This window comes from Deltaproteobacteria bacterium GWC2_55_46, assembly GCA_001595385.3.
In the GTDB taxonomy this organism is placed as follows: domain Bacteria; phylum Desulfobacterota; class GWC2-55-46; order GWC2-55-46; family GWC2-55-46; genus UBA5799.
In genome coordinates, this window is sequence record LVEI03000001.1 from 2,513,250 (window position 1) to 2,529,947 (window position 16,698).

At 54.0% G+C, this 16,698-nt stretch carries 13 protein-coding genes; all 13 read left to right on the forward strand.

Going from position 1 to position 16,698, the window contains the following annotated elements; genetic code table 11:
* Positions 1-69 precede the first annotated feature (69 nt).
* Entirely contained in the window at positions 70-1,059 is a 990-nt protein-coding gene (locus A2V21_311965) for a UDP-glucose 4-epimerase (GenBank protein OIJ74917.1), read from the forward strand.
* Positions 1,060-1,069: 10 nt separating this feature from the next.
* Complete coding sequence (locus tag A2V21_311970) at positions 1,070-1,885, forward strand: hypothetical protein (protein ID OIJ74918.1); 816 nt, start codon at positions 1,070-1,072, stop codon at positions 1,883-1,885.
* Positions 1,886-2,083: 198 nt separating this feature from the next.
* Positions 2,084-4,225 (forward strand): hypothetical protein, encoded by a 2,142-nt coding sequence (locus A2V21_311975; GenBank protein ID OIJ74919.1) that lies wholly within the window; start codon positions 2,084-2,086, stop codon positions 4,223-4,225.
* Positions 4,213-5,274 (forward strand): hypothetical protein, encoded by a 1,062-nt coding sequence (locus tag A2V21_311980; GenBank protein ID OIJ74920.1) that lies wholly within the window; start codon positions 4,213-4,215, stop codon positions 5,272-5,274. Before A2V21_311975 ends, A2V21_311980 begins: the two co-directional genes overlap by 13 nt.
* A 9-nt stretch (positions 5,275-5,283) precedes the next feature.
* Positions 5,284-6,198, forward strand: a complete 915-nt coding sequence (locus A2V21_311985; GenBank protein ID OIJ74921.1) for a hypothetical protein — start codon at positions 5,284-5,286, stop codon at positions 6,196-6,198.
* A 10-nt stretch (positions 6,199-6,208) separates the two neighbouring features.
* On the forward strand, positions 6,209-7,594 hold the full coding sequence (locus tag A2V21_311990; GenBank protein ID OIJ75177.1) for a hypothetical protein: 1,386 nt from the start codon (positions 6,209-6,211) through the stop codon (positions 7,592-7,594).
* Positions 7,595-7,621: 27 nt separating this feature from the next.
* Positions 7,622-8,740: a hypothetical protein gene (locus tag A2V21_311995; GenBank protein ID OIJ74922.1), complete on the forward strand. Its 1,119-nt coding sequence runs from the start codon at positions 7,622-7,624 to the stop codon at positions 8,738-8,740.
* Positions 8,741-8,757: 17 nt separating this feature from the next.
* Positions 8,758-11,436 (forward strand): hypothetical protein, encoded by a 2,679-nt coding sequence (locus tag A2V21_312000; protein ID OIJ74923.1) that lies wholly within the window; start codon positions 8,758-8,760, stop codon positions 11,434-11,436.
* Positions 11,437-11,447: 11 nt separating this feature from the next.
* Entirely contained in the window at positions 11,448-12,689 is a 1,242-nt protein-coding gene (locus A2V21_312005; protein ID OIJ74924.1) for a hypothetical protein, read from the forward strand.
* The gene (locus A2V21_312010; protein ID OIJ74925.1) at positions 12,683-13,591 is read left to right on the forward strand and encodes a hypothetical protein; all 909 of its coding nucleotides are present in this window, start codon (positions 12,683-12,685) and stop codon (positions 13,589-13,591) included. The genes A2V21_312005 and A2V21_312010 overlap by 7 nt, the downstream gene beginning before the upstream one ends.
* A complete protein-coding gene (locus A2V21_312015; GenBank protein ID OIJ74926.1) occupies positions 13,576-14,619 on the forward strand; it encodes a hypothetical protein in 1,044 nt (347 codons plus the stop codon). Before A2V21_312010 ends, A2V21_312015 begins: the two co-directional genes overlap by 16 nt.
* Entirely contained in the window at positions 14,610-15,752 is a 1,143-nt protein-coding gene (locus A2V21_312020) for a hypothetical protein (protein OIJ74927.1), read from the forward strand. Before A2V21_312015 ends, A2V21_312020 begins: the two co-directional genes overlap by 10 nt.
* Positions 15,752-16,693 carry a hypothetical protein gene (locus A2V21_312025; protein ID OIJ74928.1) on the forward strand — a complete coding sequence of 314 codons (942 nt, stop codon included), beginning with the start codon at positions 15,752-15,754 and terminating at the stop codon, positions 16,691-16,693. The genes A2V21_312020 and A2V21_312025 overlap by 1 nt, the downstream gene beginning before the upstream one ends.
* Positions 16,694-16,698: the final 5 nt, after the last annotated feature.

The following is a 16,698-nucleotide window of genomic DNA, read 5'->3' on the forward strand; positions in this document are numbered from 1 at the left end:
CAAAGTCGATTTGCCTGGAAGCGAGAATTGGTTCTCTCGCTTCCGTTTATCGAAGAAGGAGGGTGGCGGATGAAGGCGTTGGTGACGGGAGGGGCCGGGTTCATCGGCTCCCACGTGGCGGAGGAGCTATTGAGGAAAAAAATAGATTGCGTTGTGCTGGACGACCTCAGCGGAGGCTTCAAGGAGAATGTCCCTGACGGAGCGGAGTTCGTTTGCGGTTCCATACTCGATGAAGGGCTGGTAAACCGCCTTTTCGCCGAGCACCGATTCGACTACGTTTACCACCTTGCGGCCTATGCCGCCGAGGGGCTCAGCCACTTCATCAAGCGGTTCAATTACCAGAACAACCTTCTGGGAAGCGTGAATATCATAAACGCGTCCGTCAACTTCGGGGCGAAGTGTCTCGTCTTCACATCGTCCATCGCCGTGTACGGCAAAAACCAGCTCCCGATGAGCGAGGATCTGACGCCTACGCCCGAGGACCCTTACGGGATAGCGAAATACGCGGTAGAGCAGGAGCTGAAGGTGTCGAAAGAGATGTTCGGCCTCGATTACATAATCTTCAGGCCCCACAACGTGTACGGCGAAAGGCAGAACACGGGCGACAGGTACAGAAATGTCATCGGGATATTCATGAACCAGATAACGCAGGGAAGTCCAGTTACGGTCTTCGGGGACGGCGAGCAGACAAGGGCCTTCAGCTATGTGGGCGACGTGGCCCCGGTGATAGCGGCTTCGGCCTTTAAGCCCGAGTGCTACGGTCATGTGTTCAATATCGGCGCCGACGAGGTCTACACGGTAAACGAGCTTGCGAAAGAGGTGTTCAGGGCCATCGGGACAAAAACCTCGATAGATTACCTGGCCGAGAGGAAAGAGGTCAAGCACGCGTACTCCGACCATAGGAAGGTAAGGGAGTTCTTCGGGGACCGGAAAAGGACCGCACTGAGGGAAGGGCTCGCGAAGATGGCCGGATGGGTCAAGGAGGCGGGATGCAGGGAGAGCCCCAGGTTCGAGAACATCGAGATAAGGATGAACCTCCCCGAAGTCTGGACACTGTAGGCGGACATCCATGAGGAGCGCCCGGAGCGGCAAAAAGATAGGGCTCATGATCCCGTGCTATAACGTTGAGCCTTTCATTGCGGACGTGCTGCGCGGGATACCGGAAGGCGTCTACGAAAGGCTGGAGACGCTTCTTGTCATAGACAACCACAGCGAGGACAGGACAAGAGAGGCCGTGCTGCGTACTCGCAGCGAGATGTCCCGCGGAAGGATCAGGCTTCTTTGCAACAGGAGGAACCTCGATCTCGGAGGGAGCTACAAGGCAGGATTCGACTACTTCATAGGCAACTCATTCGACTATCTCATCGTGGTCCACGGCCGTGGCCAGGGACAGGCCGGCGTGGACGCGGAGAACTTCATAAGGATCATCGATTCGGGAGACCTCTTCGATTTCATGGGGTGCAGCAGGTTCCTCAACAGAAGCGAGCTTACAAACTATCCGGCTCTAAGGAGGTACGGCAATTACCTGGTGATAGGGCTTCAGCGCCTGGCGACCGGCAAAGGGATGTCGGATCCCGGCACGGGCCATTTCTGCGTGAATCTGAAGACGCTGGCCACGATCCCGTACCGTAACCTTACCAGCAAGAGGCATTTTAATAATGAGCTTCAGATGAGCCTTGCGCTTAAAGGAGCGGTGATGAGGGAGGTCCCCCACGTGTGGCATGCGTTCTCCTACGAAAAGGCGAAGTTCAACATCTGGACGCTCGGGTTCGACATAGTGGGTTCGCTTACGAAGTTCTATCTCACAAAAAAGGGGCTCGCGAGGTTCAGGGAGTTTTCAGGGGAACAAGATGCCGTTAAAAATCCGGAAGACGACATCATCTGACAGGTTGCGTAAAAACGCAACCTGTTAAGCAATCCATGGGCGATTGCCCCTGGGTGCTCGCCGTCTCACGAAGTGATAAGGCGAGCTATGCAAAAGCAATTTTTCCTGCCGGGCAGAACGGAGTTCTGCCATTCACTTCGGCCAAGTCGTTGCTGAAAAAGCCATGGATGGACTTTTTCAGCATCCTGCTAAGAGACTATGAATAAACGCTTTCTCATAATCCTTTTCGGCGGCGGGGTCCTTGTGAGCGGGGCATACTTCTATTTCTTCTTCAAGGAGAACCATTTCGCCATGGCCGCATTTCCAGCGACACTGAGGTTGCAGTACGCCCTTTACGCGGCGCTTTTTTTCCTTGCCGGAGAATTCGTCCGCGTAAAGAACTCCCAGATACTCGTCGGCCTGATAGCACCGAACAGGTTCGCAGACCTTTTCCGGGCGCAGGCGTTCGGGTCGCTCTTTAACGTGTTCATGCCTTTCCGCACAGGAGAGCTTGTGAGGGCATATGTGCTCGGAAGGATGCTGACCTGCAGCAGGACCTCCATTTTAATGACCATAGTTGTGGAAAGGATGGCGGACCTCCTCGTGCTCGTCTTTTTCCTCTCCGGCCTCCTGGCCTTCAACTCGCTGTTTCTCAAGATGGCCTTTTTGAACTCCCCGTCATTTTATCTGCTCTACGCCTACCTGCTGGCGCTTTTCCTCGCGGCCTTGGTCGTTCTTTACCTCATGGCCTCGCAGAACCGCTATCTGCTGAGAGCAATATACAGGTCCACTGTCCTTTTCAATGACGCAATCAGAGACCGGCTGAGGTACGCATTGTGGGGAAGCATCTGCTCAGTACGCACAATATTCCTGAAGGCAAGGCTGGGCAGGTATGTCGCTCAGGCGGCCGCCATGTGGCTACTGTACGTCTCCGGGGCCTTTTTCGCGGTCAAGGCCTTCTATCTTTTTGAGCCGTGGCAGGCCCTTTTCCTTTCGTTCTCAAGCTTCCTGTGCCTGGCCGTCCCGTCGGGGCCGGGCTTCCTTGGGACATTCAACTATTATTTTCTTGAGATCCTTCGCCCTGTCACAGGGGGGGGAGGGGCCGAAAGCCATGTCGTGTTCACTTTTTTTATATGGGGCCTGATCGTCATGACGCCTGTTACATCGGGCGGGATTTTTCTTTTATTGTACAAGAGGCAGAAATCGCCATTCGACCGAAACGACCTCTACCTCAACAAGCTCATGAGACATGACAACATATCTTCCGACTTAAGCCACTTCCTGGACGAATATTTTTCCCAGAACATGATCTACAGCATAGTCACAGGGTTCGAGACCGAAGGGGCCTCGAAGGTGATGACGGTCTTCAAGGGAGGCTCGAACGCGGTGACGCTCTTGATGTGTGGCCAGGACAGGGACAAGTTCGTCCGCAAAATAGCGTTGCCCCAATACGAGGGAAAACTGAGGGCGCAGTACCAGTGGCTCCGGTCCTACGACCTTCCTGAGTTCCCCAAGCCTCTTTCCTGCTCGAAGAACGAGAGGTTTTACTGCTACGACCTCAAGTACTACGGCGAGTACGCGCCGTTTTTCGATTACATTCACAAGAACCCGCTTGCCAGTTCCGTAAAGGTGCTCGAATCGATACTCGATTTCATGAACAGGAGGGTCTATCTGAACGGCAGGCAGGTACGGTCTGAAAAGACGATGAGCGAATACATAAGCCGCAAGGCAGTGGGCAAGGTCATGGATGTTGCCGCCATGAGCCCCGTAATGCGAAGGCTCCTAAGCTTCGAACAGATAGAGATAAACGGGATCCTTTACGACAACTTTCATTCGATCCTTCGCAAGATCATGGACTCAAAGGAGATTTTAGAGGAGCTTTCGAGCTTTCGCGAATGCCAGATACACGGAGACCTAACGGTAGATAACATAATCGTAAATGACGGCAGGTTCATACTTCTTGACCCTAATGACGAGAACGCGGTCTCCGACCCGATGGTTGACATAGCGAAGCTGTACCAGTCGCTGCACTCAGGGTATGAGTTCCTCTGCGATATAAACGAGGTAAGGGTCGACGGCCATAGGATAAGCTTCAAGGAGCAGCTATCGAACAGGTACCAGAACCTTTTCCACAGCCTCGACCGGAAGATGAGAAGAGAACTGGCGCCGAAGGACTACAGGTCGCTATTTTTTCATGAGGGCGTACACTACTGCAGGATGCTGCCTTACAAGGCAAGGCAGAACGAGCATACGCTTCCGCTTTTCTATTCGGTAGGTGTGCGCCTTTTCAACGAATACTATGCGCAGTGCACGAAAGAAAAAAACTCTGAAAAGGTCGAGGGGCTGAGATGGGCACATTGATAGTGCCTTGCGCAGGGCGCTCAACGAGGTTTCCCATGGTCAGGCCGAAGTGGATGCTCACCTATCCCGACGGCAAGCTCATGGCGGAAAAGGCGGTGGAAGGCCTTAGTCTGCCTTTCGCTGCAAGGGTGATCGTGACCGTGGTAGATGAACACTGCCGTAGATACTCGGCTGATAAGGTGGCTGCCCAGGCCTTCGGCGGCAAGGCCGAGGTCTGCGTCCTCGACGGGTTTACCCGGTCGCAGAGCGAGACGATTGCGATGACGATAAGGAAGATGGGGGTAAGCGGCCCGCTTGTGGCGAAGGACTCTGACGGATTCGTGAAAGTGGGCATTGAAAGGCCGGGCAACTTCCTGGTCGGCGTGGATATAAGGAAAAGACGTGAGGTAAGGGACGTGGGCTCGAAGAGCTTTATAGTCCTCGACGGGGACAGGCGCGTTGCCGACATAGTGGAGAAGTCGGCAAGCTCGAACATTATCTGCACAGGGGTCTACGGGTTTGAATCCGCCGAGGGTTTTCTTGATGTTTACGATGAGATAGACGGCTCATGGCAGGGCAAAGGCGAGATATATCTCAGCCATGTAGTCTCGCGCCTTATACGCAGAAAAAGCGCCTTCGCGTTCCTTGAAGCGGAGGACTACGAGGACTGGGGGCTTCTCTGCGACTGGTACAGGGTCTTGAGGCGCAAAAGGACTTACTTCATAGACGTGGACGGGGTCATCTTCAGGAACAAGGGGAAGTACGGGCTGGACAACTGGGACGGCGAGGACGAGCCCCTTGCAAATAACATCTCGGTCATCAAGGGATGGGCCGAGCAGGGCGCGCAGATAGTCGTGTGCACCTCAAGGCCGGAGAGGTACAGGGAGAAGCTCGAAGCCTCTCTTAAAAGGCACGGGATAAGCTGGCACTCCATCGTCATGGGCTGCAATCACGCTCAAAGGGTAATCGTAAACGACTTCGCAAGGACAAACCCGTACCCTTCTTGCTCGGCCGTAAGCATCCCGCGCGACGGCGATGAGCTTGATAAGTACGCCTTGTCTGAAGAATAGGAGGAGGAGTTGGGCGGCAGGCAGCCGGTAACGTACGCATACCTGGAGACAACGAACTTCTGCAACATCGACTGCAGGTTCTGCAACAGAAGGGATGTCGTCAGGCAGCCCAGGCACATGGGCCTCAAGGAGTGGGATATCGTGCTCGATAAACTGTCCTCGGAGCCGATCAGGGAGGCCAAGCTAATGGGCCTCGGAGAGCCGTTCCTGCATCCTGAGTTTCATAAGATATGCCGCAGGTTCAAGGAGACTTTCCCGGAGGCCTTTACCATCACAGCGACCAATTGCCAGCATGGATTGAACGGCAACTTCATCAAGGCGCTGCCTTTCATAGGGCTGCTCTATCTTTCGGTGGACGGGCATGCTGAAAACTACGAGAGGGAAAGAAGGGGCGCGAGATGGGCCAGGTTGCTGAGGTTCCTGGACGGGCTCTCAGCCGTCGACAGGGGGCAGACGCGCATGGCAATAAACTTCGTAGTTACCGACAGGAACTGCCGGGACATAGAGAAGATCAATCTCCTTGTGCGCGAGAGGTATCCCTGGATCGAGGAGGTCAGGCTGAATATAGCCCAGTGGTGGGGCGAGGGGCAGGACATAAGGGTGGAGTTCACAGAGAATCTTTATGAGACCCTGATCAGGTACAAAACAAACGTGAAAGGCAAGGCGCCCTGGGATTTTCACGATTGCTTCTGGCCCAGAAGCGGCTTCTACATGGACGTGAACGGAGACGTGAGGATATGCTGCCTGAATACGTCGTCGAGCCCGGTGGGCAACATATTCAGGTCTTCACTCGACGAGCTGCTCGGCTCGCCTAAGAGGCTTCAGGTGGCCGAGGAATGCAGGCTGGACAGCCCTGGCGTCCACTGCAGGAGGTGCGACTACAAGAAGCTTTCAAGCGTGCTTGAAAGGATCTTCAGAGAGTGAGCGCATGCGCATGAAGATACTTCTTATCGTTCTCGACAAGGGATCTTACGTCAATTTCTTTCCGCTCGCGGCGGCTTATCTCGCCTCCGCGGCCAGGATGCGCGGTTACAGGGACATAACCATATACAACCAGGAGGTCTATCACTATCCGGACGAGGCCATAAAAGACTTTCTCGATAAGGAGCGGTTCGACGTGCTGGGGGTCGGGATATACGGCTACCAGCAGTACATAAAGGCCGTCAGCTTCCTCGCCCAAGTCAACGCGTCGAAGCACAGGCCGACGGTTGTTCTAGGAGGCCACGGCCCCACGGCCGCCCCCGAATACTTCATCAGGAAGCTGGAGGCCGACATCGCTGTCCTTGGCGAAGGGGAGACGGTTTTTTGCAACCTTCTCGACGCGCTTTCGTCCAAAAGGCCTCTTGAAGGGGTCAAGGGCATAGCCTACCGCTATGGGGTTGAAGTCAGGGTCAACGAGAGGGAGAAGCTCGTAACAGAGCTCGACTCGGTCCCGTTCCCGGCATGGGACCTCTTCCCCATGGAGCACTACGTCCTTGAGAGGCACATAGCCGCTTCCCACACGGACAGGTGCTTCCCTGTGCTTGCAAGCAGGGGATGCGTCTACCGGTGCAACTTCTGCTACAGGATGGACACCGGCTACAGGCTGAGGAGCGTTGAGAACGTGATGGAGGAGATAAAGAAGCTCAGGAAGGACTACAACGTTACCCATATAACGTTTGCCGACGAGAATCTCATGGTATCTGAAAAGCACATACTCAGGTTCGTGGAGGGCATCGGGAAACATGGGCTGGAGTTCGGATGGAACTGCATGGGCAGGCTCAAGGTGGCAAGGCCGCATATCCTCAAGAGGGTGAAGGAGGCCGGCTGCGTTTACATAAACTACGGCGTCGAATCCCTCGACCAGAAGGTCCTCGACATGATGAACAAGAAACAGACTGTTGAGGAGGCGTATCAGGGCGTGGAGAACACTATAAAGGCAGGCATGCACCCGGGGCTGAACATTATCTGGGGCAGCCCCGGGGATACGGCGGAATCGCTAAGGAAAGGGGTGGATTTCCTCAACAGGTACAATACCGGCATACAGCTCAGGACCATAAAGCCAGTGACCCCGTATCCGGGGACCGCGCTCTTCAAGCTTGCGGTTGAAAGGGGGCTTCTTAAAGACGCGGAGGACTTCTACTCGAAGTACGTCAACTCCGACAGGATGACCGCGAATTTCACGGACATACCTGACGAGGAGTTCTACAGGCTCCTTTTCGAGGCGAACAGGACGGTCATAAACAATTATTATGGCAAGCTCGACGCCAACGCGGTCGAGGGCTTCAGGAGATGCTACTTCGAGCACGATACCTCATTCAGAGGCCCCAGGCACAGGTAAATAGACATTTTCTGAACGGAGGTTTAAATGAGCAGGAGCAAACCCTGGCTTGATTCTGTGGTAAGGGTCCCTAACGCAGTTGTGGAGAGGCACTCAAACAAGGCCCGGCTGGACAAGAGCGAGAGGCTGACGCGGTTTGCAGAAGGGTTTTTCGGAAGGTTCATAAGCTCGATAACGCAGGAAGACATCCTGTGCTACCCTGAAACGACAGGGCTTGTGCAGAGGCTTGCTGCCCATCACGGGCTGAAGGAGCGCAACTTTTTTCTCGTGCCCGGCGTTGACGCTGCGATAAAGGCATTTTTCGAATCATACGTATCTCCCGGAGGCGAGGTCATAATAACCGAGCCGTGTTTCCCGATGTACAGGGTGTACAGCGATCTTTTCAACGCCAGGGCCGTAAAGGTCCCCTATGTTACGAGGGACACGCTGGACTTCTCCAGGCTCCTTGATTCGATAAACAGGGATACCGCGCTTTTGGCCATCGCGAATCCCAATAGCCCCCTGGGCGACTTCATAGAGATAGGCGTTCTTGAGTCGGCCGTCAGGAAATGCGGCGGCTACGGGATACCCGTGCTGATAGACGAAGCGTACCGCGAATACGCGCCAGATTCGGCCATAGGCCTTATAGAGAGATACGACAATGTAGCCATAGCCCGGACATTCTCAAAGGCCTTCGGCGGGGCAGGGCTCAGGGCAGGATATCTGGCAGGAAGCTTCAAGATCATCGATGAGCTGTCGAAATGGCGCCTTCTGTACGAGATCAACCAGGTCGCGGTCAAGTTCGCCTCTTACATGCTCGACAACATGACCGAGGTCATCGATTACGCGGAGAAGACCATAAAAGAGCGCGAGCTTCTCGTCTCTCTGCTTGAGGGAGCGGGTTATGACGTGATCCCGTCGAAAACGAATTGGTTGCATATGCACGGCAGAGATGAGAACGACAAGGTCCTTGACGTGCTGAAAAGACACAATGTCCTTTTCAAGACGGACTCGAGGATACCGGTTGACCGCAGGGACTGGATACGCCTGACCGTAGGCCCGGATCTGTCAAAAACACGGTTTATGACTGAGATATTGGCTGGCGTTAATGGGCGAGCAAAAGGGACGCGCAAACTGGGAGACTTCAAACGCAGTATCAAGGCATGACTATCATGAACGGACATATGAGAGGCAAGACGCCTTATATTACCGCCCACAGGTTATTCATCAGCATTACGGGCACCGTGGCGCTCGTCTATCTGTTCAGGGAGCCCATCTTCTTCGGAAAGGCCCTTATCGGGCCTGAGATATGGAGCCAGGGGATTGCGGTGAACGACTTTGCCTTCGGCTCTCTGAAAAACGGGGTCCTTCCTTTGTGGCGCAGCGAGATCGACCTCGGCTATCCTATTATGGCGGAGCCAGCCTTTTCATACTGGCTCCATCCGATAAACATCCTTTTTCTGTTCCTGCCCGCCTATACGGCTGTCAATTATCTCCTGGTCGCGCACTACGCCATGAGCCTTTTTTTCATGTACTTTTTCGCCCTCGCTATCGGGATAGGCCGCATAGGGTCTTACATGGCTGCGGTTGTATATACGTTTTCCTCCGTCATGGTGAGCCAGTCCGACCAGTATTGCATTTCCCCCGCGATGGCGTGGCTGCCGCTTATCCTTCTTTTAATAAACACGGCTTATAAAAGACGCGATGCCAGGTTCTTTGCCGCCGCCGGGGCAGTCTACGGGTTCCAGTTCTTTCAGGGCCATGTGCAATTCTGGAGCTACACATTCCTGATGGCAGCTTTATTTATCGTCTATAAGGCGGCATCCATGGACGGTGGCCGCTCGGAAAGCAAGTGGGGCGAGGCTGTTTTTGCCGCCAGGGGGCTTGCGTTGGTTCTAGGGGCCGGGATAGGAATTGCGGCAATAAAATTCCTGCCGCTACTTGAGCTTTCAGGCCAGGGAGGCCGGGTTGAAAGCTCCGCCGGAGGGTTGGACTTTCTAACGTCGTCATATTACAGCATGAAACTTTCCGATCTGCCCCTGCTGGTATTTCCTGACCTATACGGAGCGCATCTGACCGAGGGCTTCGAGGGGTTCAACTCGGAATACAGCGCAGAAAGGTACTGCTATATAGGGGTTGCGGCCCTGATTTTTGCCGCAACCGCGATTATGTCCGGTAAAAACGGGCACAAAAAGTTTTTTGGGTATGCCGCGGCTTTTTCCCTGATTTTCGCGATGGGGCGAGACCTGCCCTTCTATTTTTTTCAGTTTCATCTTGTCCCGGGCTTCGGAAACTTCCAGATACCGCTTAGGTATCTGTACCTGTTCAGCTTCTCCGGGGCCGTTCTTGCCGGCATATGCATCGGCGCGGCCACGGACGGTTGTCAAGAGGGTCAAAAGGATAAAACAGCGAGGCTGGCAGGTCATCTTACGTTATTTTTGATGGCCACGGCCACGGCGATTATGCTTGCAGGATGGCTGCTGGCGCCTTACGCCGCGGAATTAAACAGATTCATGGGCCAAATTTCCAGCTCTTATGAGACCGGGCTTAAAATGTTCGCCACGGCACCCGTGGAGTCGCTATATTCCAGGAGCTTTTACAGGCAGATTGCGCCCCGGTTCCTTTTATCCTCGCAATTCCTCGTCCTTGTTCTGCCGGCGGCTGCCTATTTTCTCATGCGGCACAGGAAAAGGATCGCCGGGGACAGGCGCCTTATTTTAGTCGTTCACGCGGGTGCGGTCATGACCGCCCTGTGGATACTGCTCCGTTCGGGTTCGTTCCCGGAGAGGCTGGTGAACGAGCGCATCGGCAGGCAGCTTATAATGCTCGCCTCCGTGTTGGTTTGCCTTTACCTCTGGAAAAAGGGCGTTTTAAAAAGCGCCGCTTTCGGATACCTGATGATTTTAATTGTACTATTAGACCTCATAGGGCAGAACGGCAGGTATGTAAATACAATTGACAGTGAATTCTACAGTACCTATCCGAAGACAGCCATGTTCATAAAAAAAGACGGTTCTCTTTTCAGGGTAAATTACGCCATAGGGGATGAATACATGAAAAGGCACCGGATACAGTCTTATAGGCTGGATGACGGGGCGTACTATAAATGGAGGGAGACACTTGCTACGTCCTTTGTGTACGGAGGGATAAATATATGGAAGGGCGCGGACGGCAAGCCCTCCATAGGCATACAGAGGCAGAACGATTTCCACCATGCGTTTGAACGGGGCTACATGGAGGGGAGCCCTTCCGGGTCAGCGATATCGGCCCTCTCGCTGCTCAACGTCAAATACCTTGTGAGGACCGGGGAGCTCGACTCTAATGACTTGAAGCTGGTCTACAGCCGGCCGGACGGCGTTAAGGTCTACGAAAACAAACAGGTCATGCCGAGGGCTTTTACCGTAGACGGTTCCGTAGTGCTTGCGAAGGAAAAAGTCCTTGAGTTCATGAAGGGAGGGCTTTTCGACCCTCGATCGGTCGTTATATTAGAAGAGCCAGCCGGAACGAATCCAGAGAAGCACGGCGAAGGACAGCCCTGCGCCATGCCGGTAATCACCGCTTATTCGCAATCAAGGGTGACTCTGGAGACGGCGTGCGAAAGGCCGGGTTTTTTGGTCATGAGCGATTCGTATTACCCGGGGTGGAAGGCCTATATAGACGGGAACGAGACGAAGATATACCGGGCGAACTATGTCATGCGCTCTGTATCAGTGCCCGTGGGAGCCCACAAGGTCGAGTTCAAGTATGAACCAGAGGTATTCAGGGCCGGGGCCGTCATTTCAGCCGTAACGCTTGTGGCGCTTGTGTTATATCTTTCGCAGCCGTTCATCAGGCGCAAACACAGAGCGGCGCGCGCCGCATAGAGGACTTTTGGATGAGACACGCTGCAAGGGGCCTGGGGAACGGAAAAGCCATATGCCTCATCGGGCATGAGTTTTACGGAAATGTCCGTTCCGGAAATGGCTCTTTCGCCATAGCGCTGGCAGAGGGGCTGCTCGGGGAAGGCTACGGGATAACCTTCATAACGCCTTGTGCTGAAGGGCTTAAGCGCCATGAGATGTCGGGGAGGCTCGAGATTATCCGTGTACCTGTCCCGGGCAGTTCTTTTCTTGACAGGATGATACCGAACGTCCTCGACAACAGATGGATGTTCGCCTTGAAGATGAAGGTCTTCGCAAGGCGCCTGGAGCTTTCGCCTTTCTCGCTGGTCCACGTGCTTGACGTAAACGACTCTCATTTTGTGGACGACAGGATCAAAAAGACGGGCATACCGCTGGTTGTCTCCGTAAACGACTATTACTGCTTCGAGGGTGGCAGCGTCTTCAATTTCCCGTACAAGACCGGCCACGTGCTTATGAGGGCCATCCATTACAGGGCCCAGTACCTTCTCAACAGGGCTGCGCTTCGAAGGTTTGATTTCATCGTGTCCAACACAAGATATCTTAAAAACAAGCTCCTGGAGCATTACAGGTTGCCTGAATACAGGGTTTCAGTGATACACAGGGGCAAGGACGTAGATCGTTACCTCGCTGCTGAAGGCAAATACCTGAGCGCAAGGGTGCTGTTCATCGGCTCAAACATGGAGAGAAAAGGCGTGCTCGACCTTATACTGGCATCCAGAAAGGTCGTCGCGAGGAAAACAGGCGTCAAGTTCGTCATCGTCGGCAAAATAGGCGTCAAGCTCGGCACGCAGATATCAAGGCTCATCGAAAGGGACGGTCTCAAGGATAATTTCATCTTCCACGACTACCTTGCGCCGGAAGAAGTAAGGCGCGAGCTGTCCGTGGCAAGCGTTTTCGTCCTTCCGGCCCACATCGAGAACCTTGCGCAATCAATCCTTGAGGCCATGGCCTCGAAGACGCCCGTGGTCGTAACCGACGTCGGAGGCAACAGCGAGGCCGTAAACGGGCAGTGCGGAGTCCTGGTCAAGAAGAACGACATCGAGGCGATCTCGGACGCTGTCTTGAGGATAATAGATGCCCCTGGGCTAGCAAAAGAAATGGGAGAGGCTGGCTACAGGAACATAGTTGAGAATTTTTCAGTAAAAAAGATGATAGGGCATTACGTAAGCCTGTACGAAAGGGCGTTTGCCGGAAGAGACCGGTCAGCGTGCTGAATGGCATTTTGAAGATGGCTGTGTCAAAGGTGAAGGTCGGAAGGTTAAAGCGGGTTTTCTTGCTGAACGTCAACAGACTGAGGAGGCACTATTACCCCTATCTCAGGAGGAAGACGCCGCTTTTTTCGCACATAAACATCCAGACCACCTCTTACTGCACGAGGAGGTGCAGCTTTTGCGCCCTGGGCGACCCTGCAAGGGCGCGCATCAAACACAAGATGGACGAGGGGCTTTTCCGAAAGATTATTGACGATCTTGAGGGCCTCGATTATTCGGGCAGGGTCAGCCTTTTTGAGATAAACGAGCCGCTTTCTGATGAAAGGATATGCGCCTTTGTCGGATACGTGAAAAAGAAGCTCCCGAAGGCTTTCCAGTTCCTCAACACCAACGGGGACCTTCTAACGCTTGAGCTCCTCGACGGGCTTTTCACAAACGGGCTGGACCACCTGATAATGTCGTGCTATGACGACCGGGTTCTGCAAAAGTCAAAGGAGCTTGTAGCCAGGAGGAGATACTACTGCACTGTGCAGGACAAAGGGAAGGACCAGTTCTTCTTCCATGACAACCGGGGAGGGCACGTAAAAGGCCTGTTCATGCTACGGCCCGTGGTCAATATGTTCTGCGAGCGCGTATACAAGCAGCTTTACATAAAGCCGGACGGCAAGGTGGTCTCCTGCGTGGCCGATCATGACGATGTTAACTATATGGGCAATGTCGGTGATTCGTCCGTGAAGGACATCTGGTTTTCCGAAAAATTCGAGGAGATAAGGGAAAAGCTCAGAAGAGGAGACAGGGCGTTTTCACCCCTTTGCGTAAACTGCAATTATGCAGGTGAAGGCGGGATATACCGCGTGCCAAAGCTAAGGCGCTTATTGAAAAGGATCGGGTGTCAGTCGCGGTGAAAAAGGTCAATGTCGCGATAGTCGGGACAGGCGGGTTTGCCGGGGAGCACGCAAGGGCGTTGACGGGCGATGCTCGTTCGGCGGTGGCCGGGGTCTACGGGAGCGACCCGGAAAGAAGAAACGAGTTCGCCCGTAGATACGGCGTCAAAAGCTATTCCTCGTTCGAGGAATGCCTGAACGACAATGAGGTGTCCTTCGTGGACATTGTGTGCCGCCATAACGAGCACGCCAGATACGGGATCATGGCGGCCGAGGCAGGGAAGAACGTCATAGTGGAAAAGCCCATCGACATAGAGCTTGAGGCCGCCAGAAGGCTTGTAGATGTTTGCGCGAAGAAAGGGGTAAGGCTCTATGTGATAAGCCAGTTCCGCTACAGCCAGGCGCTGAGGAAGATAAAAAAAGAGATTGAGGCTGGCAGTTTCGGCAGGGTTTACGCCATGAACCTTTCCATGAACTGGCACAGGCCGCAGGCCTACTACGACAGCTCCGGGGGCTGGCGTAAAAGGCCGGACCTTGCTGGAGGAGGGGTGCTCATGATGCAGTGCATTCACTGGATAGACGTCTTGCTGTGGCTCGGAGGGGAAGCAGAGGGGCTTGGCTGCGAGATGCGCACGGTATCTCACCAAATAGGAGTGGAAGACACAGCCTCAGGGCAGATACTGTTCAAGGGAGGAGCCGTCGCATCTTTCCAGGCCTCGACCTCAGCCAGCTCAAGGCAGCCGGACAGGCTCGAGGTGTACGGCACAAAGGGGGCTGCCGCGGTACAGAACAACCGCATCGTACAATGGAGCTTTGGGGCCGACGCAAAGGGGAGCAGGGCGCGCTGGCTGGCGGTTTCTCTCATTTATTCAATGATGCCGTGGAGGAAGGGCCTGCTCGGGGACCAGCTCCTGGATATCATCTCAAACAGGGCCGAGCCTAACGGCAAAGAGGCCTTGAAGGCCCTCGAGGTGATAATCGATCTTTACAGGTGCGCCAAAAGAATTCAGTGCAGTGACGCGGACTCTCAGGTGCTCAAGTGTTTTTAGAAGGGATAATAAACAGAAGGTTCGGCGGAACGCTTCTGAAAGGCCTGGCCAGGCTGGGGGCGTACAACACGGTACGCAGACAGTTCATAAGGTGCTCCAGGTTTGAGAGCCGCAGGGCCTTTGGGAAGATAGCGAAGGATTATGTGCTTGCGCCCCCGTCGAACATCGTCTTTGAGCCGACGTACAGATGCAATCTCAGGTGCTCGATGTGCTATCAGGAGAGGAACGCTGATTTGACCTCAAACGAGCTGAGCATCGAGGAGATCAAAAGCATATTCGCGTCACGCGTAAAAGGGGTTAGAAAGGTAAGCCTCATCGGAGGCGAGGTCTTCATGAGGAAGGACGTCTTCGAGATGATCGGTTTTTTCGACTCAATGAAAGTCCCTGTGCATATAACCACAAACGGTACGCTGTTAAATGAGGAGGTTTGCGGGAAGCTCTCAATGCTATCCAACATACAGGCTATCGGTGTCTCTATCGACGGTCCCGAGGATCTGCATAACAGGATGCGAAACTGGGACCATGCCTTTGAGCGCGCCGCACGCGGCATAAAGCTTGCGCGCAAACGCTTTTTCGTGTTCATGGTCGCGGTGATCTCTGATGAGAACATCAGGCGGCTTTCCGAGATAGTTGATACCGCTCACGGCCTCGGCCTTGACAACCTCATACTCGAATTCGAGCGGAAGTACACGGGCCAGGACCTCAGGGAAGCGTCCGAAGTCCTGGGATTCCCTGAGTCGGATTTCAAGCTGAGGATAAGCGAGTCGAAAGACGCGGGCTATCCGTTTGCGCTTCTCATGGAGGGGATTAAGGCCGCAGAGGAAAGGGCCGGAAGTCTGGGGATGAGGATATTCTACCTGCCGGATGATTTCACCTCCTCAGCCGAAACGCACTACTCAAAAAACAACAGGTCCAAGGGAAGTTGTTTTTGCAGGTCTATATTCAAGGGCAGGATAGATTCGAGAGGCAACGTCTTTCATTGCTACGCCATCCGCAGAAGCTTCGGCAGCGTCCTTGAAAAGCCTCTATACGATATATGGAACTCTCCCGAATATACCGGCTTCAGGAGGAGGCTAATGGATAATAACCTCCTTTCGCTTTGCGAGACATGCCTGTACATGGAGCGGATATGATGGAAGAGCTGATTGGCCGTCTGACCATATATTCGTCCGGGTTCATCTTTAACATAGCTGTCGCGCTTATCGTTAATTCAGTGGCGATAATCATCTTCGCAAAGAGGTTTCAGGCGATCCTGGCGCAGCTGGGCCAGCCCATCTCGTCTGTACATTCCTTTCTCATCACGAACACCGTGCAGCTTGCGGCGTATGTGGCGCCGCTCGGGACAGGGGCCTTAATCTCAAAACCGATGATGACGTACTTCTACAGCAAGGTCCCTGTCAGAAAGACCGTGCTGGCGGTCATTTTCGAGCAGATTTATACCCTGTACTGGGACCTGTTCCTGCTCTTATCGATACTCCTGTTCGCGGGAGGGGCGTTCCTTGAGGGAGTAAGGACGGTAACCATCGCAGCCTGGCTTTCAATACTCGGCATATTTACGCTATCGATGACCCAATATGAGAAGGCGCTCCTTTATATCATAGACAAAGGCGAAGGGGCTCCACGGTTTTTCAGGAAAGCCATGGCAAAGTTTGGCGTGTCGGAAAGGAAGGACGTCGAGTCGCTCAAGCAGAGCCTAAGGGCATTTCTCGACAACGGTTTTTTGATCCGCTATTCGCTGTACATTGTCTCCGTCATTTTGATTCTCCCGCTTACGCTATACTTCACTGGCAGGAGCTGCGGCGTTGAGCTGATGTACTCCTCGGCGTTCATAGGCTATTGGAGTTCGATGATACTCGGCAGGCTCTCCGGGCTACCGGGCGGGATCGGGGTAAGGGATGTCAGTATGGGTGCCTTTCTTGTGTACTTGCAGGTACCAGCAGCTGATGCGGCCGTTATAACGCTTCTCAACCGGCTCGTCGTGACCTTCCAGTACGTCGTCGTCGGAGGTCCTCTTCTAACCAGGGCCATGAGGGACGTCGCGGTGATCGAGCTTATGAAAAGGCATAAAGGATGATTTTC